Consider the following 22,914-nt stretch of genomic DNA (forward strand, 5'->3'; position numbering starts at 1 on the left):
GATCAATTATGGCATTAGAAAACCACCCAATGTGGCGCTTACCTAAGCATCACCTAGATTTAAAAAGTTCACATGACCATGTTCATTGGGTTGAATTATTTTATGATCTTATCCATGTGGTAATCATTTTTCTGCTAGGTAATTTTTTAAGCGACCACTTACATTTAAGTGGTTTTCTTACTTTTGCAGGTTTATTCATCACCGTATGGTTCGCGTGGGCTGACTCCAGCGTTTTTAACTCACTCTATGTCAGTACCGATGTAAAACATCGGCTGATAATGGCCTGCCAAATTGTCACAGCCATGGTTATGGCAGCCTCTATTCCCCATGTACTTGACAAAGGCTGGACATATTTTGCATTGACCTATGCAGCTAACCGACTTATTACAGCGTATCTATTTCATCGCACCAATCAATTGGGGATCGAATCAACTAAATTAGCACGCAGTGTGAGCCGTAACTACTTTGCACTTGCCATTATCTTTGCGACCACAGCTTTTATGCCTGCACCCTATCGTTATTGGGTATTTGGCACTGCGATTGCCGCTATCCAAGTTTTGTATATGGCTCCAAAAATTGGTGTACTTGAAAATAAACGTTTTTTACCACGCCTTGGGCATATGTCTGAGCGCTTTGCCCTTTTACTGCTCATTGTCGTAGGCGAAGGTTTCTTTAAATTGGTGATTACTTTATCAGAAAAAGGAATTTATAAAGTCGACCCCTCTGTACTGGCTAACTTTATGTTTGGCGGTATTGCAGTATTTGTTCAATGCTGGATTTACTTTGACTTTGTTGGCAATGGTAAACCTAAGAATCAACATAAATGGACACTCGTAAGTTGGTGGTTAGCACACCTATTTTTAATGTTATGTGCAGTTATGGTCGGCGTTGCGCTCGCCGGCGAAGTGAAAGCTGGGTTTTGGCAACCTTACCCACTTAAATATGGTGTCATTGGCTGTGTAGGGTTAGCAGGCTACTTATTGAGTTTATTGTGGATCCAGTTAATGATCGAACACCGTGTAGCCCATCGTTTTGCAACAGCTAAAGTAAGAATGTTTGGCGTTATACTCGCTTTAGTTACCATTCCCATTTTACCCCATGTGCCTTCGCTCATTGGCAACTTACTTTGGGGCACAGCACTGATTTCACAAATTGCCTACCCTGTCACTCGCGCATACTTTACACTTTCAAAAGAAGAAGCTAATTCATAACGATTAAAACACCTTTGCAAAAACGACAAAGGTGTTTTGTTATCCCTGCTGTTTTTCGTAAAGACTTTCCTAGCAATAATATCGCTATTCAATCGCCCCTCTTTAGGGGTTGAAACAAGCATTAACGGACTCATGTCATAACTAAAGGCAATGAAAAATGCCGGTGTGAATCACATTGGCCTGCACTTTAGACGTAACGAATTACCCATCGAATGGGCATTAAAGCACATCGGCGAATATGTTTTGCCCAAGTTCCATAATTAAGGAGTTATGATGTCACAATCAATTATGCCAAAACTGGGTTTTGGTACATTTAGATTACAAGACGAAGTTGCATATCAAAGTGTGCTAACAGCTATTGAAGAGGGCTTTAGACACATCGACACCGCGCAAATTTACGGTAACGAAGAAGCTGTTGGCCGAGCGATTAAAGACAGTGGTGTTGCACGTGGTGAGTTATTTATTACCACCAAAGTATGGAATGATAAGTTAAATAAAACGGACTTTATTAACAGCGTAAAAGAAAGCCTGACTAAGCTCCAACTAGATTACATCGACTTACTGCTTATTCATTGGCCAAGCCCAGCCAATGGCGAAAGCATGGATGAGTACTTAACCGAGTTACAATCAGCAAAAGAGCTTGGTTTAACGAAAAAAATTGGTGTTTCAAACTTTACCACTGCACAAATGGAAGAAGCCTTAAATATTTTGCCAAAAGGCGCGTTATTTACCAATCAAGTAGAAGTACATCCCTACCTAACCAACCAAAAGGTACGTGATTTTTGTGCGCAAAACGACATTCTCGTTACCGGCTATATGCCATTTGCGGTAGGTAAAGTACTTAAAGATCCAACCATTAAAGCGATTGCAGACAAACACCAAGTGAGCACCGCTGAAGTGGTCATTGCTTGGGAATTAGCGCATGATATGGTGACGATACCGTCATCGACCAAACGCGAAAATATGGCTACCAACTTAAAAGCCCTTTCGCTTAGCTTAAGCCAAGACGAGATTAATCAAATTGATGCCCTTAGCTGCGGCGACAGGCAAGCCAACCCAGATTTTGCTCCTAACTGGGATCATGATGAAGTAAAAACAACTCACGCTTGGCAATTTCAAGGTGCTGATAAAGCACTCGGTTTGGGATTAAAAGATGTACCAGCACTAAAAGCAGGGCAAATTTTAGTCCGTAACCTTGCAATTGGTATCAATCCAGTTGATTGGAAGTTTATCCAAGCTGATCCTATTAATTGGCCAGATGCACACACGCCAGGCGTAGACGGTGCTGGGGTTGTTGAGCAAGTTGGCGATGGCGTCGACACTAAACTAATTGGTAAAACCGTCGCTTATCATCACAGCTTGAGTGAAAACGGCAGCTTTGCTAAACACGCGGTGCTTTATGCTGAACGTGTTATGCAGGTACCAAAAGAGTTAGCTGCTAATGTTGCTGCTGCATTGCCTTGCCCACTTCTTACTGCATGGCAAGCCTTTAGCAAAATACCATTACGCAAAGGCGAAAAAGTTTTAGTTACCGGCATGGGGGCTGTTAATAAACTACTGACGCAAATGCTGAACCACAGTGGCTTTGAAGTTCATGCATTATCAAAAAGCTTAACGACAGAACAAGCTGAAAAACTTGGCGTTAAGTTAGTATTACGCGACGCGCCTTCTGAAGGTGGCTACTTTGCACTCTTTGATGCTAACGGCCCTGAAGAAGCTAAAAAGTTAGTGCCACTCCTAAAAGCAAATGGCCATGTGATCAGTATATTAGGACGTATTGAAACACCTGTAGATGAGCCATTTACGCGCACTATTTCTTATCACGAGATTGCCCTTGGTGCATTACATGATTATGGCGATACACAGCAATGGCAACGCCTTGTAAGTGATGGAGAAAAACTCCTTAATGACATTGCTTCGGGTAGTTTAAATGTTGAAGAACCTACTGACTTTGAATTTAACAATCTCAACGATGCGCTTGAGTTTTCTAAAGTTCAAAAGCAAAAAGCCGTTGTAGTTGTTTAGTTCTCATTTTAAAGGCCTCTAATGAGGCCTTATTATTTTATTCTGCTGTTTGATTAGGTGTTTTATTAATTACAGCTAAGTGATAGATAATCACTAAGTTCGCAATAAACCACAGATCTTTAATCACAAATTGACCAAGTCCTGCTAAAACGGTTGTACTGCTAAGCGCATTCGGTGCGGTAATTAAAAATGTTTGTGTCATGATAAAAACAGCACAGCAGGCAAGCCCAGCTAACACTATTAGTTTGTTGTTCTTAATTAACAAGCCAACACAAAGCAACAGCACACTGACAATATCAAACACGCCAATCACATTCGATGCACCCTGCACACTAAAAACCTGATACAACCACGACATAAACGGCGATGTTTCTACAAGGCTCACAATTCCCTTCGCTTCAAAAGCAAAAAACTTCATGGCGCCAATCCAAACCAGCACTAATGCCACCGATGCATAATTCAGAGCAATATGCGCTTTATCAGTTAAAGCATCTTTGTAAAACACAAATATAAACAGTGGAATAACAGCAAAATACTTAATGATCCCCTGCCCCGAACCAATCACAGGGAAGCCCCCTTCACTAGCAAGCCAACGATTAGCGCCAAGCAGAGTTAGTAAACATACCAGTGAGATAGCAAGTGCGGTGACGGTCGGAAGCGCTTTATTAATAAACCCCAAATGTGAATGAAGGCTGGTAATGCCAACAAAACAAAATGCAAAGCCTGCTATCATACTCATTAAATGAGCAGGCACCTGAGCGTCTAAACCATAAAACGAAAATATACTGCCAATGGTATTGGGGTTTGCCCCTAAGATAAAAGACAAGCCCAATAACGAAAAGCTGATAGTGATAAGTGCAACCACTAAATTATTTGCTGTACGTAAATTCATTTAACCCCCACTTTACTGCTTATTTAAAAGACCCAAGTTAGGGATAAAAACATTCACACTAAAATCAAATATAAGAAAAGCCAGACCGGAACTATTTATAAGAAATTGAAAAATAAATAAAATCATCACTGCTATTTGCTGTTATTCGCTGTTAATTAGGCAAAAATAAATCTCTCCCATTCAATATCAGCAATTTTGTTCAAGTTTTTAGGTTGCCTGCTTCGCTATATTGGCGTAGGAATAATAACGAAGCGCACAACCTTCAGGAGCATCTGTGAGCAAAGACAATCACTTTAAGTACATCAACAACGAACAGCATCAGAGCATCTCGATGTTGACTGCGACTATGAGTGATTTTACCTATGCAAAGCATGCTCACGAAGAGTATTCAATTGGCATTACTCTACAGGGGCGGCAAGATTTCTTTTGTCGTAATGCGTTTTATAAAAGCGTACCTGGCAATGTCATTTTGTTTAATCCTGAAGATATTCACGATGGTCACTCTGGCACTGAGCAAAACCTAGAGTATCTAATGCTGTACATTCATCCCGATGAATTTCAGCCGTTGTTCAAAGCGCTTGGGTATAAGCAAGATTGCACATTACGTATGGCAAACACCTTGTATGCTGATCCATTACTGCGTAATCAAGTGATTAACTTATCGAGGCTTTTACAAACCAATAGCACCAGCAAAATAGAGCGAGAAGCTGCGCTATTGCAAATGGCGCAATCTTTAGTAAGGCTAAACGGTAGCCTTGATTTACCGGCTTTAAGCACCCGAGTTGATAGCTTACTTCTGCGCGCAAAAGACTATATTTTGGCAAATATCAACAATGACATTGCTATTGATGACATTGCCCATGCTGCCACTATGTCTAAGTTTCATTTTATCCGCCGCTTTCGCGAGCACTTCGGTATTACTCCACATCAATATGTTTTGAACTGTCGTATTAATTATGCCCGTAGAGCGTTACAAGTTGGCCGCGATGCCACCAGCGTAGCGGTTGAATCTGGCTTTGCAGATGCCAGTCACCTCAATCGTAACTTCAAACGAGTATTCGGTATGACACCAAAACAATTTCAACTGCAATGGGCTCGTAGATAGAGCTAAATTACTGATTTGGAGCTGTTATGGCAGATATTTTTGCATATGCTATTGGCATTATGTACACCCCTGGGCCAATCAATTTACTCGGCTTAAGTAGTGGCTTAAATAAACAAACTCGTTCACACCTTGGATTTTTTATTGGCGTGGGTAGCGCGATGTTTATCTTATTTGTTCTGCTTGGCTACCTTGGCTTACAAGTGATCAATCCGCAGTTTTTGCCTTATGTGAGCTTAATTGGTTGCGGCTATATTTTGTATATTGCTTGGAAGGTTGCAAAAGCAAAAGTACAGGTGAATGATACCTCAGCGGATGCCTCACTCAGCTTTTTCGATGGCCTGTTTATGCAGCTATTAAATCCAAAAGCCTTGGTGGCCACTTTGCCAATTGCTACGATTCAGTTCCCAAGCGCAGATATTACCGGCGCTGCAATCGTATTTTGGTCTCTTATTTTAGCCATTCTTGCCTTTGGTGCGCCTACAAGTTACTCGTTAGCGGGCTTAATGCTTGGCAAGCAAGTATCACGGCCGGGTGTTTTTAATGTGTTTAATAAGCTGATGGCTATTTTGTTGGTTTATGTCGCACTAATGATTGCCTACGAGCATGTGCTAACCCCGTTAATGGCCTAAAATTGATCATCCCTCGCAAACAGGCATAATAGCGTTATTCAGCAAACGGTTATCACAAAATGATGCAAGGCAATCTATCTATCCGCTCTTACAGTACTAAGCCTGTTAGTCATAGCCATGACTATCATCAACTTGTACTGCCCTTAAAAGGTGTGATTGCTATTAGTGTGGGTGATTTTCAAGGTAAAGTCGCCCCCGGTGAATGCGTGGTTGTCAAAGCCTCGCAAACACACCTGTTTAACGCAATGCCAGAGGCGCGATTTGTGGTGGCCGATATGCCAAAGCTACCAGATAACCTAGCCACTGCTGAGCGCTGCGTGTTTGCAATTAATCAATCACTTTGGGCATTTTTGCAGTTTGTGGCAAAGCAACTTGAGCAAGCGGTTAATCGTGAATTAGAACTTGCCATGTTTAACACCTTCAATTTGCTGTTAGCTGAGCAAATTATGCAGCCTAAGGTCGACAGCCGTATTAGCGAGGCCCTGCTTTATATCGACAGTCACTTAGGTACTCCTCTTCAAATCAAACACCTTGCCAGCATTGCCTGTTTAAGCCCAACGCAATTTAAGCTGCTGTTTAAGCAACAAACGAGATTGACTGTCATGAACTATGTAACCAAACAGCGAATGGAAAAAGCCCAAGCCTTACTCAGTCATACCGACTATCCGTTACAACGTATTAGTGAGTTAGTTGGTTACAATGATCTTTCATCTTTTAGCCGCAGTTTTTCAAAGTTCTTTGGTTTATCACCGAGCAAATTCAACAAATAACTTTAGTTTTAAACGCCAACAAAACCGTCCTTTTTGTCAAAAATTGTGCATCGATTTTGATTATGCTTTTGATATCTTAAATTTAAAGCGAATCATCAATGAACCATACCATCGCGACCATTGCCGTTTTAGTTGCCAGTGTGTTTTGGGGCACAACAGGCACGGCCGCAAGCTTTGCACCAGACATTAACCCTTTTGCAATAGGTGCGTTTGCGATGGGGTTTGGCGGCGTATTACTTTGTTTAACCTCACTAAAACAGCTAATAAACAATGCGAGTACACTACGTAAGCACTACAGCCTAACCTTGCTCGGCTCGGCTTGTGTGGCTATTTATCCGCTGGCATTTTATACCTCTATGAATAGTGCTGGTGTGGCAATTGGTACTGTTGTTTCGATTGCCAGCGCGCCTTTATTTACCGTCTTATTAGAATACTTAATTGAGAAAAAGCCCATTGCAACTCGCTGGCTAGTCAGCTTTTGCTTTGGTGCTATTGGTATTGGCTTTATCGCGTTAGGTAAAGAGCATAACCTTGCTGCTAAGGGGCTGTTTAGCCAAAACATCGGCATTTTACTTGGCTTAATTGCAGGGCTTACCTATGCAGGTTATTCATGGGTTGCCAAACGTTTAATTAGCAACGGCGTTCATTCAAGAGCGACTATGGCAAGCCTATTTGGCGGCGCAGCATGTGTGCTTTTGCCTTCGTTATTGATCACTGGAGATGCGCTTTTTGCCTCAGTTACCAACACCTGCGTGGCGCTTTACATGGCCATAGTACCGATGTTTTTAGGTTATTGGCTATTTAGTATTGGCTTAAAAACCATCGCGGCCAGCCAAGCCGTGCTCATTACTTTACTTGAGCCTATCATCGCCACCATACTGGCTATTGTGATTTTAAATGAGCAATTTCAGCAAATTGGCTGGCTTGGAATTGGCTTAGTGAGCATTAGCTTGATAATTCAAACGGTCAATTTTAAACGAATATTAGTGCGCTACTCGAAACGTTTACTTATACCCTGAATTAAAATAATTAAAGGGGAAACCCAAAAGGACAATGTCTTGATAATATAGATTAAATGAATGCGCTAAGTCAGTTTAAACTCACTTAGCGCATGTTTACTTTAGGCTGTTTTAAAAGGATTACGCGTATCTTGGTTAGCATCAAGATTGCGCATCAAAATTGCGTGATCTAAATCGATATCTTCTGGCAGAGGAATTTTAACAATATGGCCTGAGCCTTTTGCATCGCTAATGGCTTCGCCTTTTTTGTTTTCCATAAAATCTAGCTTGAAGTTGATATTCCCTTTTGGCGTCATAAGCTCGAGTGAGTGACCAGTACAGAATTTATTTTTTACATCAATTTCAACTAAGCCATTATCGTTGCGGCCTAATACCTCACCCACAAACTGCTGTTTATCTGATACCGAATGACCGTACTCATAGTTTTGATAGTCTTGATGTGCATGGCGCTTTAAAAACCCTTCGGTATAACCACGGTGTGCTAAGTTTTCGAGAGTTTTAAATAAGTTTGCATCAAATGGGCGACCAGCAACCGCATCATCTATGGCTTTACGATATACTTGCGCAGTACGAGCAACATAGTAGAAAGACTTAGTTCGGCCTTCAATTTTTAAACTATGCACGCCCATTTTTGTAAGCTGATCAACATATTGAACTGCACGTAAGTCTTTTGAGTTCATAATGTAAGTACCATGCTCGTCTTCAAAAGCAGGCATGTACTCGCCAGGACGGCCTTGCTCTTCAAGCATAAATACTTCGTTACTTGGTGCACCATCCCCAAGTGTTGGGATCACCGCTTTAGGGTCGATTTTATGCACCATTTCGCCAGTTTCATTTTCGGTGCCGGGTTTCACATCGTAATTCCAACGACATGCATTAGTGCAAGTGCCTTGGTTTGGATCGCGTTTATTAATATAACCTGATAACAAACAACGGCCAGAGTACGCCATACATAGTGCACCGTGAACAAACACTTCAAGTTCTGTATTTGGGCATAGTTCACGAATTTCAGCGATTTCTTCAAGCGATAATTCACGCGACAAAATAACTCGCTCAATACCCTGCTGAGCCCAAAAGTTCACTGTGGCATAGTTGACTGCATTCGCTTGCACAGATAAGTGAATCGGCATGTCTGGCCACTTTTCACGCACCAACATGATAAGCCCAGGATCAGACATGATCAGCGCATCTGGCTGCATCTCAATAACTGGCTCAATATCTCGTAGGTACGATTTAACTTTGGCATTGTGAGGAGCAATGTTCGACACCACATACAATTTTTTATTTTGCGCGTGCGCTTCGTTAATACCGATTTGCAGGTTATCTAGGTCAAACTCATTGTTTCGAACACGAAGACTATAACGAGGTTGCCCAGCGTAAACAGCATCTGCACCATAGGCAAAGGCATAACGCATATTCTTTAAACTACCTGCTGGTGATAACAACTCAGGCGTAAAAGGACGAGGGGTCAAAATAGGTGACGACATGAAAGCTCCATACATCGAACCGAGTACAAGTCGGTTGCATGAATTAATACGATAATGAAGCGCGGGAGTATAATAATCTGCCCAGTAATTTTATTGATCTAGATCATGATTCAATAAAACTCAGCAGCACGGTTATACCAATACGCTTAATTAAGGGATCTCTTTTGAGGCAATAAAACCTTGTTAGCGACAGGTTTGATGCTTCAAAATGTTTAAGTATTATTGCGAATTGGTATCACATAGCATGCATATGTATAAATGATGTCTAAAGCAAAAAGTGACCGTAAGATGGTCACCTTTATAGCAAAGTCGACTGACGAGCTATTCTCATTAAAGTTATCGCCTTAAACTCCTGATAAACGCTCTCTGCGCTTTTTCCAAAGTAAAAACTGATAGCCAAGTAAACCGTCAGCTTGCATATTAATACGCCCCCCTGCGGCTTTTTCAATTTTCAACTCAGCGGGCTTGCCTGCTTGCTGAAACTCAAATAGATAAAAGCGCGTAGTTTGTTTATTTAAGTGAATAGCGAGCTGTTGCCGAGAGTCATTATAAAAGCTTATTAGGCTATTATTCTCAAATTGATACCTAACATTTTTATTTGTCGCTATTAACTTAGTCATAAGTTTGGCGAAGCTGTCATTCCAATTTGCTGACTTTTTCGCATATTCTATCGATGCTGGCGCATCTAATTCCCATACAGTCATTAATTCGCTGGGAAATTCACTTTTATCTTGGTAGTTATCTGTTGTTGGGTTTGATTGTGCCCATCCATTAAAAGAAGTAAAGCTTAACAACAAGGCGGCAGCATAGAGTGGGATTCTTTTAAACATTGAAAACTCTTTGATACTGTAAAAATTAAAATAAAGACCCACTTTTCAGTGGGTCTTATGCGCTTAACAAAATAAACGATTAGTCATCTAAGTGCGCGCAGCGACCAAATTCAGCACCTAGTTTAACTGCCTCAACCACTTGCTTAGGGAAGCTAAGCTCACGGTCGCGGCCGTTATCACATACAAATGCTTTATTGGCATCAATTTCGATTGATAGTGTTAGTCCAGCCACACCAGCCATAATCTCAGAGCCATTCGCACTTAAACCAAACATGTTATCGGTTAAGATACCTTTTGCTTCGGTTACGCCTTGTTTACCAAAGAACTCTTCTGTTGACATCCAACCAATACCTTTAAGGTAAATAGCGCCAACAAAACCGCCCGCTAATGGGCTACCAGCACGACCCGTAATTACTGACAAGTCGTCGTTTGCATCAAGTACCATGACTGAAGGTAAGCCAAAACCTAATTCAACTAACTCTTCATGGCTGTAGCCTAGGTCACAGTAATTAGTCCAAAAGCTTACCGCTGGAATGTTGTCACACCAACGCAGGCTACCAATTTGCTCTGTGGTATTTGATACTGTGTCCCAAACTTTAACGCCAACAGCACGACGGTTTTCAATTGCACCAAACGCAACATAGCGACCATCAACAGAAATAACTGAGTTATCAATCGCACCAAACTCGGTATGAGTATCAACAAGTTCACCATTTACCCAAGCAATTTGGGTAAAGCCATTTGTAGAACCTGTAATAGTCTTACCATTGCCTGATATACGGTCAGCTCGAGCCCATGCTGTACGACGGATCTCGGTATCACCATCTACTAGAGCGATTTCTTTACCTGAACCATATGAACGGTCAACCATCTTAGTACCTGGTAACAGTGTTGCCTTACCTGTTTTAACATCCCATACTGTTGGCATACCGACAGAACGAGCGCCTTCACCTTCTGCACAGCGGTTAGTTCCGTCATAAGGGAAGCGTGTATTACCTACGACAAGTTTACCCGCATCATCCATATCCCAAACACTTTGCGAGCTAAAACCTTGCTGGCTAGATAACGCACAGCTATTACCCGTCAAGTCTTCAAGCATTGATACGTGGCCTGAGTTAATATCCCAGATACCGCCTTGCATAATTCCGTTGTCATTAAAATGTGCGGTGATTGCTGCTTTAGTTGCAGTTTTATTCATCGCAGTATTTGTAGAGCTCAGTAATGCGTATCCATCAGGGCTAACTAATGTGTCAAATGACTTAGTCGCGCTGTCATATAAAAATGGGATACCTGATGACGTTGTTCCTAGCGCCTTCTTACCATTTTTCGCGTGGTCCATAACAAATGCTGAAATAAGTGGTGTATATTGGATACCGTCTTGATAACCGTTAAAGATCATCTCAACTTGCTTTGTCTCGCCTGCTGAAACAACAATTTCAGTTAAAGCACACGCATTATCTGTACTTGGGTCCGCACTTTCATTTTCATTCCAATACTCTGCTTCTGACAGAATATTTGTTTGCTGAGTTGGGTAGCCGCCAGCATTAATCTCTTGGGTATAAAGTGCATAACGCGCACCCGGAGTTAAACCATTAATAGTAAATGATCCATCAGGTCCAATACGACCTTGAGTCATATTACCTGACTGCTGACTGATCACATCTTCATAAGGATTATCAAGATTTCGAGCTATCAAGTTAATACCTGAGTACTCAACGCCTTCTTTTGTAAAAAGCTTGCCTTGAATGCTACCAAACTGTGATTTGTACTCGGCTGTTGGGTAAAGATCAGAGATGTTTACAATATCGTCTTTTACATTAATGGTATGCTGATTAGAACCTGCGCTTGAGCGAACATTAATAAACGGGAACATTGTTTCAATCGCTGAAAAATCTAGCATACTTGAGCTGGTAAACTTAGTTACACCAGCACAACCAGGCACACCATCGTATTGCGGACTATAGCTTGCCGACATATACACTAAATGACCATTTGCTTGAGAGTGAGACATATTAATCGCATGACCGAACTCATGGGTAAATACCCCACCTACTTGCGTGCCGTCAGTATCGTTAATATCAACATACCAGCCATTCATCAACGCAGTGGCTTCTAATATTTCACCTGTTTCTTCATCAGCCCATTCTGGGAATGCAATACCAAGCACTGAATTGCGAGGCACACCAAAATAGTTTTCTAAAATTCCACCGTCGGTGTCGTAGTTAACCCAAAAACCATAGCCGTTTTCAACGCCATAAATTTGGTCTACATTTTCAGCTGTTACATCAGCAATGCCGGTTTTTTCAAAGATTGTGCCTTGAATAGACATCTCAAATGTTGATGTTTCAACATCAGACCACTCTTTTACAGCGTTCGCTGTCACTGCATTTGCTTGCTCAACTGTTAAAAAAGTATAGTCACGGTCTAGCTCTGTATTCGCTGGGATCACAGTGCCATCAGGTAAGGTAACATCAATGTTAAATACGGTACCTTTTTCAAGCACACTAAATGTTTCAACATCATTACCATCTTTGTCTTTGATCAGCTGACCACCATCGGTCCAAACAGGAATACTGCCATTTGAAGTATCCCATTTGTAAGGCTGCATAGTTTGTTCATGAATATACAAAGGGCCGCCAGCTAATGCACCGGTTGATACTGTTGCTAGCGCTAATGCTGCTGCGATTCTTGAAAATTTCATTATTGTTGCACTCCAGATAGTTTACCCACTAAATCCATAAAAACACCTACATCAACCGCACCTGGTGTGGTTAAAAGGTTCTGTTGTTCAGCTGACAACTTACTGGTGTCTAACCCTTCAAAAACGCCTTGATTAGCAAAAATATTTTCTACCTTACCGTTACGTACAACAAACTTACCTTGTGCCAGACCTACCGTAGTTTGAAAGCCTGTAATAGATGCTGGTTTATACATAAAAGCAATCACTTGCTCGCCTTCGCGCCATTTAGAAAATCCCTCAGGTGTAGCCCCTAAGTAAACTTTGCCATTACCCATTGAACGAGGCTTAATCAAACCAAACTGGCGAAATGTATAAGTTGAGTCTTCTTTTACTTTGCCTTTTGCATCAGACGAAACTTCAATGGTCACTTCAGTATAAGGGCGGTTATTATCAAAACCGTCAGTAACACTAACTACGCGTCCTGAAATGATGCTTTGTGATTCCACCGTCATCTGTTGCAAATTTTGTTGTTTTAATTTCATTGCATTCGCTGCTGGCGAAAGTGTCAGCATCGTGCCTAAAGCAAAGGCCGAAGCACATGACAGCTTGGTAAACGCGCTGCGTAATTTCATTGATATCTCCTTCAATTATTAGAATTGTTTTCTCAGAACTGAACTTTGCCCATGACAAAGAAGCAATCCGTTACTAATTTATGACTGAATAGAAGTCGGAATTCACGTAAAACCATGTAGCGTTTTGTACACCCAATTTTAACATTTGAGTTACATTTTGATATAAGGTGAATTACTAACCACTAATTAAAGAGTGATGCAAAAAGTAGAGTTAAAACACTAATTAAGAGGGGGGAATAAAAAACAAAAGGATGATAAAGAATAGAAAACCCAGACTTAAATGAACCTAAAATTAACAACTGTACATTAATTGTTAATTATTTGTTTAAGCTAAATAAAGCTAACTTCAGCTTTAAAATTTGAATGCCTTAAAACTAAAAAAACACCTCGTTATTGCTTAGTAAATATCAGTGAAAATAATGTGCTGATTTTGCACTTCAGGCCTGACATTTAGCATAGAGTTCGAAAAACATCTTTATCTACATCAGCGACATTAAAGGTAAGAGTATCGAGTACAAACTATGCACCAATTACTTTGGTATCATTAACTTACCATACGATTATTGGTTCACTGCATGACTTCTCTAGGGAAAATTTATACATTCATAAAAATGCCATCACGCTAATGTTTAATTAAATTAGGAATTTTCACGTAAAGCGCGTATAATTCGCGCCCGTTAATATTTATCCTTTTATATTCAAAATTATTGGAGCATAAAGATGGCTTTAGAGCGTACTTTTTCAATCGTAAAACCTGATGCAGTTGCTAAAAACCACATCGGTGCAATCTACAACCGTTTCGAAACTGCGGGTCTTAAAATTGTTGCAGCTAAAATGGTTCACCTTTCAAAAGAGAAAGCTGAAGGTTTCTACGCTGAGCACAGCGAGCGTCCTTTCTTCGGTGCTTTAGTTGAGTTCATGACATCTGGTCCAGTAATGGTTACTGTTCTTGAAGGTGAGAACGCAGTACTTAAAAACCGTGAAATCATGGGTGCTACTAACCCTGCTGAAGCACTAGCTGGTACTTTACGTGCTGACTACGCAGACAGCATCGACGAAAATGCTGTTCACGGTTCAGACGCTGTTGAATCAGCTGCACGTGAAATCGCATACTTCTTCGCTGACGAAGAAATCTGCCCACGTACTCGTTAATTTCGAGTTCACAGCTAAGTCTGTGATGCAGAAGAAAAAGGGCTTTCGGGCCCTTTTTTAGTCATTAGCTAAGCCTATTATAAATCTGTTTAGCTAATGACTAAGTCGATTAAATAATATACAATCGCGCACCAAAACTACTTACCACCGTCACTGATTGAGGTTGTTTCATGACCACTGAAAAAAAGATTAATTTGTTAGATTTAAACCGAGACGCAATGCGTGAGCTATTCGTATCGTTCGGTGAAAAGCCATTCCGTGGCGATCAGGTGATGAAATGGATTTATCATTTTGGTGTAGACAATTTTGACGACATGACCAACGTCAATAAAAAGCTTAAAGAAAAACTAAAAGCTGAATGCGAAATTGTTGCCCCAGAAATCTCTGTTAAGCAAGTGGCAAGTGATGGCACCATCAAATACGCCCTATTGCTTAAAGGTGGCCAAGAAGTCGAAGCTGTTTGGATCCCTGAAAAAGACCGTGCAACTTTATGTGTTTCATCACAAGTTGGTTGTGCTCTTGAATGTACGTTCTGCTCTACAGCACAACAAGGCTTTAACCGTAACTTATCTGTGTCTGAGATCATCGGTCAGGTTTGGCGCGTAGCAAAAGACATTGGTTTAGACGGTGACAGCACAAAACGCCCTGTGACTAACGTGGTAATGATGGGTATGGGTGAGCCTCTGCTTAACCTTAAAAACGTCGTACCTGCGATGGAGCTTATGATGGACGATTGGGGTTTTGGTTTATCAAAACGTCGCGTTACTTTAAGTACATCTGGCGTGGTGCCTGCGCTTGACTTATTAAAAGAGAAAATCGACGTAGCGCTGGCTATTTCACTGCACGCACCAAACAATGAGCTGCGTGATGTACTGGTACCAATCAATAAAAAGTACCCAATCGAAGAGTTTTTAGCGGCGTGCCGTCGTTATATTGATGGCTCTAAAGCAAATAAAGATGTGACTATCGAATACGTTATGCTGCAAGGTGTGAACGACAGCACAGATCAAGCACATGAATTGGTTAAAACACTAAAAGGGACGCCTTCAAAAGTGAACCTTATTCCGTTTAACCCATTCCCGGGTAACGAATATGGTCGCTCAAGTAACAGCCGCATCGACCGTTTTTCAAAAGTACTACAAGCAGCGGGCATTACCTGTATTGTGCGTCGTACACGCGGTGATGATATTGATGCAGCTTGTGGCCAATTAGTCGGCGACGTTGTTGACCGCACTAAGCGTTTAGCGAAGAAGAAAATGCGCGAAGATAACGCAATTGCGGTAAATGTTCACCAAGCATAATCACAATATTTAAAGTAAAGCCTTTGTGCTAAACCTTTTATTTTTAAAATAATAGATGCAACACAAAGGCTTTTCGGTAAGATAGGCATACGGAATCAAAGAAGAGATTAGGTAATGCGATCTATACTTGCCCTAACAGTTAGTACATTGGCATTAGCAGGATGTGTCACAGAAAATAGCTACGACGGCAGTAACAGACCCGTTGTTGAAAAAGAAATAAACAACAGTGGTGCGGCGCGCACCCGTATAGCCCTTGCTTTACAATACTTAAAAACAGGCAATAATTCTCAAGCTAAGTACAACTTAGAACGTGCTGCCGATTTTGCACCTGATATTCCCGAAGTTCATTATTCTCTTGCCTATTATTATCAACAGGTTGATGAACCAGAACTCGCCGATAAAGCCTATCAACGCGCATTAAAAATTGCTCCAAATGATCCAAACACCTTAAATAACTATGGTGTATTTTTATGTGGTATTGGCGAATACGACCGTGCCGCTGAAGAATTTCTAAAAGCTATCGCAATTCCTAGCTATATTCGAGTTGCAGAAAGTTATGAAAATTTAGCTTTGTGCGCAATTGAGTTTGATGACTTTGATAATGCAGAAAAATACTTAAAATCAGCTTTAAATCACAGTTCACAACGCGCTTCATCGCTGATCACTCTCGCTGGACTTCATTACGCTAAAAGTGATTTACACAAAGCAGAAAGCGTTTTAGAAAAGTACGAATCAACAGGCCGTGTTACCCCAAGAGCATTAATGCTCAGTTATTTAATTCAACAGCGAATGGGCCACATCGAGAAAGCTGAAAAAACAGCCGGGATCATTTTACAAACTTATCCAGGTTCGAGCGAAGCAAAGATAATTTCATCAGGCCAAAATAAACGCTCAGAATTTGAAATTTTACGCGAAAAATATCGTCAAGCTCAGTTAGAAGAGCTACAAATTTCAAGTGATAACTTAGCTGTGAGTAAAGAGCAGCCAAAAATTCGTATCGTAAAGAAAAAAGTACCGCAAACAAAGGCACGAACAGGTCAAAGCACGGCTCTGTCTGCTGAATCTAACTCAAAACCAGCTGCGCAAGCGCTAGCAACAACATCGAGTAATGATCAACAAGCATACGCTATTGAACCATCAACAATTGATGAAAATAAAAGCCAGCAGACAGCTGCAAAGATTGAAACTGAAAGTACCGGCTTTAAAACAGTTACTTCAACACCAAAAAATAGTAACCAAGTTGTCGATACGTCAGCCGTAGTAAGCGCGCTATCTGTTGACGTTACCCCACAGACCACTGCCTCAGTCAGCTTACCAAATACTAAAAATGATGACGTGACGATTGTCTCGTTTGGTGAACCACAATCTGCTTATAAGCCAGAGCCCTCGGTTTCATCAAATCAAGTCGAAGCGGACAGTTCAGGCAGTGTGGTATTTTACGAAGCACAAAAGGATGAAAGCGTATTTAGTACCGACTCTGGGTTTTCATCTACATCAAGCCAACCTAGCTATAATGTGAGTGCAGAGCAAGTACAACTCCCCATGCTAAACCCAAGTGTACCTGCGCTGAATATTCCCTACCATATTATTCAAAATGGCGAAAACCTATTTAGCATTTCGGTGCGATACAATGTTAAACTACAGCAGATTTTGCAGTGGAATGGCTTCAAAGAATCGGATCGGGTCGAAAACGGCACCAAAGTGTATTTAAATGATCCGAACATTTATCACACGATCACTGAAGGTGATACGTTGTACAGCATAGCCACCCAGCATGGCGTGTTAATTGATCAATTAATGCGCTGGAATAAATTGAGCCCAGACGTTGCCCTTGAACCTGGGCATAGACTCTTATTAGTGGACCCTGACTCATACTCATTATGAATGAAGAAAATAACCTAGAACAACCGCAAGAAACGCTCGGCCAAGCGCTAAAAAAGCGCCGCGAAGAAGCAGGAATGAGCCTTGAGCAACTTGCCAGTGCATTAAAACTATCCGTTTTACAGCTGCAACGCCTTGAGAACGATGAGCACGAACTACTCGGCCCTATTACGTTTGTAAGAGGCTACATTAAAAGCTATTGCCGTGAGCTTAAAATTGATACTCAGGCAATTCTTGCTCTTTTACCTGAGCAAGTTGAGCCAGCTAAAAAGTCAAAGATGCAGAGCTTTTCGCGTCGTACAGAAAAAGAAGCAAATGATAACCGCTTGATGCTGTTTAGTTACTTTATCTTAGCAGTGATCATTGGCTCATCGGTTTTTTGGTGGTGGCAAAATAGCTCACCAGCACTTGAAGAACAAACCGCGACCGTAATGCCAAGTCAGCTCGAAACCAGTGAACTTACACCTGCAACAGAACAGTTGAGCAGTGAAACTGAGCAACTTAACGCGCAACCAGCAACAAGTTCAGTGCCACCAGAGAGTGAAAATGCACAACCTGCTACCAATAATACCAACGTCGTTGAAGCTAAAAAGCCTATTGAAGAGCAGAGTAATTTAGACCCAGAGCACAGCACTGTGGTAATGCACTTCAATGAAGACAGCTGGGTAGAAATTCACGATGGCAATGGCGATCGTATCGCATTTGGAGTTAAAAAAGCCGGTTACGTGATGACCGTAACAGGTCCTCAGCCGTTTAATGTTGTACTTGGCAAACACCAAGTGGTTGATATTACTTTTCAAGGTGAAGCCGTCGACACCTCACATTTTGCCAAAAATCGCTTAGCCAAATTTACTTTACCGTTATCAGAGTAATCGCAATGTTTTCAGAATCTCCTATTAAACGCAGAAAATCGACCCGTATTAACGTAGGTAATGTACCAATTGGTGATGGTGCACCAATTGCCGTTCAGTCGATGACCAACACCAACACCTTAGATATCGATGCCACGGTTGCGCAAATTCAAGCTATTCAAGATGCGGGTGCCGATATTGTGCGCGTATCTGTGCCGACCATGGAAGCGGCTGAAGCATTTAAAAGCATTAAAGAGCAAGTCACTATCCCGTTGGTAACGGATATTCATTTTGATTACCGTATTGCATTAAAAGTGGCTCAGTATGGCGCGGATTGTTTGCGTATTAACCCTGGTAACATAGGTAGCGAAGAACGTATTCGTGCCGTTGTAGACTCAGCGCGTGAGCACAATATACCTATTCGAATTGGTGTCAACGGCGGTTCATTAGAGCGTGACTTACAAGAAAAATACGGTGAGCCAACACCAGAAGCCTTGCTTGAGTCAGCAATGCGCCATGTTGAAATCTTACAGCGTTTAGACTTTGATCAATTTAAAGTATCCGTAAAAGCCTCTGATGTATTTTTAGCGGTGGGAGCATATCGTCTACTAGCTAAAGAAATCGACCAGCCTTTGCATTTAGGTATTACCGAAGCAGGTGGTATGCGTTCGGGCTCTGTTAAATCAGCTGTTGGCTTAGGTATGCTGCTTGCCGAAGGCATTGGTGACACACTACGCGTTTCACTTGCTGCCGATCCGGTACAAGAGATCAAAGTGGGTTTTGATATTTTAAAATCATTACGCATTCGCTCACGCGGTATTAACTTTATTGCCTGCCCGAGTTGCTCACGCCAAGAATTTGATGTGGTAAGCACCATGAATCAGCTTGAAGAGCGACTAGAAGACGTGGTTGAGCCTATGTCAGTGTCTGTTATTGGTTGTGTGGTAAATGGTCCAGGCGAAGCACTCGTTAGCGACATAGGTCTTGCAGGAGCTAACCGCCGTTCTGGTTTATACATTAACGGTGAGCGTCAAAAAGCACGTATTGATAACGATAACATTGTTGATCAGCTAGAAGGTTATGTGCGTGACTTTATCGCCAAAAAAGAGAAAGAAACGCCAATCGACATCAAAATCGTTGAATAATTCGCATATACTCGGCAAACCCTCAGGTTTGCCGTTTACCTTTATCGCCCAAACGGTATAATAGCGGGTCAATTTTTTAGTTTTTCTTGATGCGCGATTTTTCAGCGCAAGTACAGTATTTAGGATTTATCAGTGGCAAAACAAATTCAGGCAGTTCGTGGTATGAACGATTGTCTGCCAGGCGATACGCAAATTTGGCAGAAAGTAGAAGACATTTTACGTGAAACAGTTTCATCGTTTGGTTATCAAGAAATTCGTTTTCCAATTGTTGAATCAACCGACCTTTTCAAGCGCTCTATCGGTGAAGTGACTGATATCGTAGAAAAAGAAATGTATACCTTTGCTGACCGTAATGGCGATAACCTAACACTTCGCCCTGAAGGTACTGCAGTATGTGTGCGTGCAGGTAATGAAAACGGTTTACTGTATAACCAAGAACAACGCTTATGGTACATGGGTCCGATGTTCCGCCACGAGCGCCCACAAAAAGGCCGCTACCGTCAATTCCACCAATTTGGCTTAGAGACATTCGGCATCGCCACTGCTGATATCGATGCAGAAGTTATTTTGCTGACAGCCCAATTATGGAAAGAGTTTGGTATTAGCGAACACGTTCGTCTTGAGCTTAACTCACTGGGCTCAAATGAAGCGCGTGCTGACTACCGTGATGCGCTTGTTGCCTATTTAGAACAGCATGTAGATGTACTAGACGAAGACTCAAAACGTCGTATGCACACTAACCCATTACGCGTTTTAGATAGTAAAAACCCTGATGTACAAGCAATTTTGACTGATGCACCTAAATTATCAGAGCACTTAGACGCTGAATCAAAAGAACATTTTGCAAATTTATGTGAACGTTTAGACGCTGCTGGCGTCGAATACACGGTTAATGAAAAACTAGTGCGTGGTTTAGACTATTACAACCGCACTGTGTTTGAATGGGTAACCGATAGTTTAGGCGCACAAGGCACTGTTTGTGCCGGTGGCCGTTATGATGGACTTGTAGAACAACTCGGTGGTAAAGCAACCCCTGCAGTTGGTTTTGCTATGGGTCTTGAGCGTTTGGTGTTATTACTTCAAGCCTTGGAATGTGTTGGTGACATCCGCCGTAGTGCTGATGTATATTTGGCAGCCATGGGCGACAAAGCAAGCATTCAAGCGCCAATTATTGCAGCTCAATTACGCAATGACGTTGCTGGCCTTCGTGTTATGGTTCACGCTGGCGGCGGCAACTTTAAAAAACAGTTAAAACGCGCAGATAAAAGCGATGCACTCGTGGCCGTTATTATCGGTGAAGATGAATTAGAACAAGGCGTTGTGACAATTAAGTACTTACGTGAGCGTAAAGAACAAGTCACCTTAAAACTAGAAGAAGCGAAAACGCTACTAGCTGAGCTTATTTAAGCCCAGCTAGCAACAGAGGTAAGCATGGAAATTTATTCAACTGAAGAACAACAAGCAGAAGCAATCAAACGCTTTTTCCGTGAAAACGGTTTAGCACTAGGTATTGGTATCGTAGCTGGTTTAGGTGGACTATACGGGTGGAAAGCGTATAACCAAAGCCAAATCACCAATGCAGAAAATGCATCTGATTCATTCAATCAACTTGTTGAAAGTGGTGCCGTGCTAGAGAATGCGGATAACTTCATTAAAAACAATAGCGAATCAAGTTATAGCACATTAGCTGCTTTTGTTGCTGCAAAAGAAGCAGTAGAGAAAGGTGACCTTGATACAGCAAGCGAAAAGCTAAACTGGATCATCACTAATGAACAAAATAAAGAGCTAAAAGCAACGGCAACAATGCGTCTTGCACGTGTTCACCTTGCACAAAAACAATTTGAGCAAGCATTAACAACCTTGAATGCACAGCTACCAGCATCATTCACCGCTGCAGTTGCTGAATTAAAAGGCGACGTTTATGCTGCACAAGGCGATAAAGCAGAGGCGCGCAGTCAATACCAAGCTGCTGCCGACAATGGTGGCCTTGATAACAATCCGTTATTACAAATTAAACTTGATGACTTAGCACAAACTAGCCCAGCGGCGTAAGGGGTTAAGATGAAAAAGTTAACAGCGGCAACACTTGCTCTGTGTATCGCAACCCTAACTGGGTGTTCGTCAAGTGATGACGAAGAAGAACTTGTATTACCGCAAATTGTTAATCAATTTGAAACGGACGTAGTGTGGCAAGAATCAATTGGTGATGGTGTTCAACACTATTTTTCACGTTTAACACCTGCGGTACACGATGATGTGGTGTATGTTGCAAACCGTGAAGGCCTAGTTGAAGCGCTATCGCTTGAAAATGGCAACACGCTATGGCAAACAGACGTACGTGAAAATGCATCTTTTTGGCCTTGGGAAACCACAGAAAGTGCCAAATTATCGGGTGGTATTTTACAAGCTTACGGCAAGATTTATATTGGCTCTGAACACGGCTATTTAACAGCCCTTGATCGCGAAACCGGTGAAATTGTTTGGCGCAAAACAATGCCTGGCGAAGTACTTGCTAAACCAGCTGCAGGCGATGGCCTAATTTTTGTAAACTTAGCTTCTGGCAAATTATTAGCTGTGCACCCAGATACAGGTGAAGAGCGCTGGCGCTTTGAACAAGAAGTACCACCGCTAACATTGCGTGGCCAAAGCTCACCAACCGTCGCAAATGGTGGTGTATTACTTGGCCTTGAAACAGGCAAGCTAAGCGTACTAATTTCAGAAAACGGTTACTCTGCATGGAGTGCTGAAATTGCCACACCAAAAGGGGCATCTGAATTTGAGCGTTTAGTTGATGTGGATACTCAAGCACTGATCAGCGGCCCATATGCTTACGCAATTGCCTATAATGGTAATTTAGCCGCTGTTGATATTCGTTCTGGTAATGTTGTTTGGAAACGTGAATATAGCAGCTACCGTGATTTATCTATGGATAGCCAGTCTATCTATGTAGTTGATAGCGATGGCGTTGTTTACGGTCTAGATAAGACATCAGGTATTGAGCGTTGGAGCCAACCGGCACTACGCGGCTGGTACTTAACAGGCCCAACTGTGGCTGGTAAGTATTTAGCACTGGGTGACCAAGAAGGTAACCTGCACTGGTTAGACAAAGAAACGGGTGAGCTTGTATCGCGCGAAGACTTTGACAGCTCAGGCTTCTTTATCGAGCCTGTTGTTGCCGGTGACAAATTAATTTTATACACCCGAGATGGTGAAGTTAGCGCGGTTAAAATCCCAAACTAACTTACTAATAGTAAACGTTATTTTTCTAAGGCTTCGCTTGGCGAAGCCTTTTGTTGTTTTTTTA

19 protein-coding genes and 1 pseudogene are annotated in these 22,914 nt (G+C 41.8%); 15 read left to right on the forward strand and 5 right to left on the reverse strand.

Annotation, left to right across the window (positions count from 1 at the left end; translation table 11 throughout):
- Nucleotides 1-8: 8 nt before the first annotated feature.
- The 3 genes and pseudogenes from NH454_RS15045 to NH454_RS15055 all read left to right on the forward strand — a co-directional run bounded on the left by NH454_RS15045 (nt 9) and on the right by NH454_RS15055 (nt 3,236).
- On the forward strand, nt 9-1,211 hold the full coding sequence (locus NH454_RS15045) for a low temperature requirement protein A (protein ID WP_253039502.1): 1,203 nt from the start codon (nt 9-11) through the stop codon (nt 1,209-1,211).
- A 273-nt stretch (nt 1,212-1,484) separates the two neighbouring features.
- Nucleotides 1,485-2,291: pseudogene (gene dkgB / locus NH454_RS15050) on the forward strand (2,5-didehydrogluconate reductase DkgB); the annotation flags it as partial.
- Between the two features lie 60 nt (nt 2,292-2,351).
- Nucleotides 2,352-3,236 (forward strand): alcohol dehydrogenase catalytic domain-containing protein, encoded by an 885-nt coding sequence (locus NH454_RS15055; RefSeq protein WP_253039520.1) that lies wholly within the window; start codon nt 2,352-2,354, stop codon nt 3,234-3,236.
- Nucleotides 3,237-3,273: 37 nt separating this feature from the next.
- Here the strand turns inward: NH454_RS15055 and NH454_RS15060 are convergent, their stop codons facing one another.
- A complete protein-coding gene (locus NH454_RS15060; protein ID WP_253039503.1) occupies nt 3,274-4,128 on the reverse strand; it encodes a DUF417 family protein in 855 nt (284 codons plus the stop codon).
- Between the two features lie 274 nt (nt 4,129-4,402).
- On the opposite strand from NH454_RS15060, the gene NH454_RS15065 reads away from it, so the two are divergent.
- The 4 genes from NH454_RS15065 (at nt 4,403) to NH454_RS15080 (ending at nt 7,651) form a co-directional block, all read left to right on the forward strand.
- The gene (locus NH454_RS15065) at nt 4,403-5,233 is read left to right on the forward strand and encodes an AraC family transcriptional regulator (RefSeq protein ID WP_253039504.1); all 831 of its coding nucleotides are present in this window, start codon (nt 4,403-4,405) and stop codon (nt 5,231-5,233) included.
- Nucleotides 5,234-5,259: 26 nt separating this feature from the next.
- The gene (locus NH454_RS15070) at nt 5,260-5,862 is read left to right on the forward strand and encodes a LysE family transporter (protein WP_199527504.1); all 603 of its coding nucleotides are present in this window, start codon (nt 5,260-5,262) and stop codon (nt 5,860-5,862) included.
- 59 nt (nt 5,863-5,921) lie between these two features.
- Nucleotides 5,922-6,632 (forward strand): AraC family transcriptional regulator, encoded by a 711-nt coding sequence (locus NH454_RS15075; protein WP_253039505.1) that lies wholly within the window; start codon nt 5,922-5,924, stop codon nt 6,630-6,632.
- A gap of 98 nt (nt 6,633-6,730) precedes the next feature.
- Entirely contained in the window at nt 6,731-7,651 is a 921-nt protein-coding gene (locus NH454_RS15080; protein WP_253039506.1) for an EamA family transporter, read from the forward strand.
- Between the two features lie 101 nt (nt 7,652-7,752).
- Here the strand turns inward: NH454_RS15080 and yegQ are convergent, their stop codons facing one another.
- The 4 genes from yegQ to NH454_RS15100 form a co-directional block, all read right to left on the reverse strand.
- Nucleotides 7,753-9,138, reverse strand: coding sequence for a tRNA 5-hydroxyuridine modification protein YegQ (gene yegQ / locus NH454_RS15085; protein ID WP_253039507.1), 1,386 nt, complete (start codon nt 9,136-9,138; stop codon nt 7,753-7,755).
- A 344-nt stretch (nt 9,139-9,482) separates the two neighbouring features.
- Nucleotides 9,483-9,968 carry a hypothetical protein gene (locus NH454_RS15090; protein ID WP_135926792.1) on the reverse strand — a complete coding sequence of 162 codons (486 nt, stop codon included), beginning with the start codon at nt 9,966-9,968 and terminating at the stop codon, nt 9,483-9,485.
- 79 nt (nt 9,969-10,047) lie between these two features.
- Nucleotides 10,048-12,669, reverse strand: coding sequence for a hypothetical protein (locus NH454_RS15095; protein WP_138558254.1), 2,622 nt, complete (start codon nt 12,667-12,669; stop codon nt 10,048-10,050).
- On the reverse strand, nt 12,669-13,280 hold the full coding sequence (locus tag NH454_RS15100) for a hypothetical protein (protein ID WP_199527499.1): 612 nt from the start codon (nt 13,278-13,280) through the stop codon (nt 12,669-12,671). The genes NH454_RS15095 and NH454_RS15100 overlap by 1 nt, the downstream gene beginning before the upstream one ends.
- A gap of 720 nt (nt 13,281-14,000) precedes the next feature.
- On the opposite strand from NH454_RS15100, the gene ndk reads away from it, so the two are divergent.
- From ndk to bamB, 8 genes are all read left to right on the forward strand, one after another.
- Nucleotides 14,001-14,432 carry a nucleoside-diphosphate kinase gene (ndk, locus tag NH454_RS15105; RefSeq protein ID WP_036972405.1) on the forward strand — a complete coding sequence of 144 codons (432 nt, stop codon included), beginning with the start codon at nt 14,001-14,003 and terminating at the stop codon, nt 14,430-14,432.
- Between the two features lie 170 nt (nt 14,433-14,602).
- On the forward strand, nt 14,603-15,733 hold the full coding sequence (locus NH454_RS15110; protein WP_135926790.1) for a bifunctional tRNA (adenosine(37)-C2)-methyltransferase TrmG/ribosomal RNA large subunit methyltransferase RlmN: 1,131 nt from the start codon (nt 14,603-14,605) through the stop codon (nt 15,731-15,733).
- Nucleotides 15,734-15,847: 114 nt separating this feature from the next.
- The gene (gene pilW / locus NH454_RS15115; RefSeq protein WP_253039508.1) at nt 15,848-17,617 is read left to right on the forward strand and encodes a type IV pilus biogenesis/stability protein PilW; all 1,770 of its coding nucleotides are present in this window, start codon (nt 15,848-15,850) and stop codon (nt 17,615-17,617) included.
- On the forward strand, nt 17,614-18,486 hold the full coding sequence (locus tag NH454_RS15120) for a RodZ domain-containing protein (protein WP_253039510.1): 873 nt from the start codon (nt 17,614-17,616) through the stop codon (nt 18,484-18,486). Before pilW ends, NH454_RS15120 begins: the two co-directional genes overlap by 4 nt.
- Nucleotides 18,487-18,491: 5 nt before the next feature.
- Nucleotides 18,492-19,610: a flavodoxin-dependent (E)-4-hydroxy-3-methylbut-2-enyl-diphosphate synthase gene (gene ispG, locus NH454_RS15125; RefSeq protein WP_054553525.1), complete on the forward strand. Its 1,119-nt coding sequence runs from the start codon at nt 18,492-18,494 to the stop codon at nt 19,608-19,610.
- A 132-nt stretch (nt 19,611-19,742) separates the two neighbouring features.
- The gene (hisS, locus tag NH454_RS15130; protein WP_138558258.1) at nt 19,743-21,017 is read left to right on the forward strand and encodes a histidine--tRNA ligase; all 1,275 of its coding nucleotides are present in this window, start codon (nt 19,743-19,745) and stop codon (nt 21,015-21,017) included.
- 24 nt (nt 21,018-21,041) lie between these two features.
- Nucleotides 21,042-21,662: a tetratricopeptide repeat protein gene (locus tag NH454_RS15135; RefSeq protein ID WP_135926786.1), complete on the forward strand. Its 621-nt coding sequence runs from the start codon at nt 21,042-21,044 to the stop codon at nt 21,660-21,662.
- Between the two features lie 9 nt (nt 21,663-21,671).
- A complete protein-coding gene (gene bamB / locus NH454_RS15140; protein WP_135926785.1) occupies nt 21,672-22,850 on the forward strand; it encodes an outer membrane protein assembly factor BamB in 1,179 nt (392 codons plus the stop codon).
- The last annotated feature ends 64 nt before the right edge of the window (nt 22,851-22,914 follow it).

This window comes from Pseudoalteromonas sp. Ps84H-4 (assembly GCF_024124645.1).
Classification (GTDB): Bacteria; Pseudomonadota; Gammaproteobacteria; order Enterobacterales; family Alteromonadaceae; genus Pseudoalteromonas; species Pseudoalteromonas lipolytica_C.

Bases quoted from the DNA above. Each gene is read 5' to 3' on its own strand.
- pilW (WP_253039508.1), top strand. From the start codon at position 15,848: ATGCGATCTATACTTGCCCTAACAGTTAGTACATTGGCATTAGCAGGA.
- bamB (WP_135926785.1), top strand. From the start codon at position 21,672: ATGAAAAAGTTAACAGCGGCAACACTTGCTCTGTGTATCGCAACCCTA.
- NH454_RS15080 (WP_253039506.1), top strand. From the start codon at position 6,731: ATGAACCATACCATCGCGACCATTGCCGTTTTAGTTGCCAGTGTGTTT.
- NH454_RS15095 (WP_138558254.1), bottom strand. From the start codon at position 12,669: ATGAAATTTTCAAGAATCGCAGCAGCATTAGCGCTAGCAACAGTATCA.
- NH454_RS15090 (WP_135926792.1), bottom strand. From the start codon at position 9,968: ATGTTTAAAAGAATCCCACTCTATGCTGCCGCCTTGTTGTTAAGCTTT.
- NH454_RS15120 (WP_253039510.1), top strand. From the start codon at position 17,614: ATGAATGAAGAAAATAACCTAGAACAACCGCAAGAAACGCTCGGCCAA.
- NH454_RS15110 (WP_135926790.1), top strand. From the start codon at position 14,603: ATGACCACTGAAAAAAAGATTAATTTGTTAGATTTAAACCGAGACGCA.
- ndk (WP_036972405.1), top strand. From the start codon at position 14,001: ATGGCTTTAGAGCGTACTTTTTCAATCGTAAAACCTGATGCAGTTGCT.
- NH454_RS15100 (WP_199527499.1), bottom strand. From the start codon at position 13,280: ATGAAATTACGCAGCGCGTTTACCAAGCTGTCATGTGCTTCGGCCTTT.
- NH454_RS15070 (WP_199527504.1), top strand. From the start codon at position 5,260: ATGGCAGATATTTTTGCATATGCTATTGGCATTATGTACACCCCTGGG.
- NH454_RS15135 (WP_135926786.1), top strand. From the start codon at position 21,042: ATGGAAATTTATTCAACTGAAGAACAACAAGCAGAAGCAATCAAACGC.
- yegQ (WP_253039507.1), bottom strand. From the start codon at position 9,138: ATGTCGTCACCTATTTTGACCCCTCGTCCTTTTACGCCTGAGTTGTTA.
- NH454_RS15075 (WP_253039505.1), top strand. From the start codon at position 5,922: ATGATGCAAGGCAATCTATCTATCCGCTCTTACAGTACTAAGCCTGTT.
- NH454_RS15045 (WP_253039502.1), top strand. From the start codon at position 9: ATGGCATTAGAAAACCACCCAATGTGGCGCTTACCTAAGCATCACCTA.
- ispG (WP_054553525.1), top strand. From the start codon at position 18,492: ATGTTTTCAGAATCTCCTATTAAACGCAGAAAATCGACCCGTATTAAC.
- NH454_RS15060 (WP_253039503.1), bottom strand. From the start codon at position 4,128: ATGAATTTACGTACAGCAAATAATTTAGTGGTTGCACTTATCACTATC.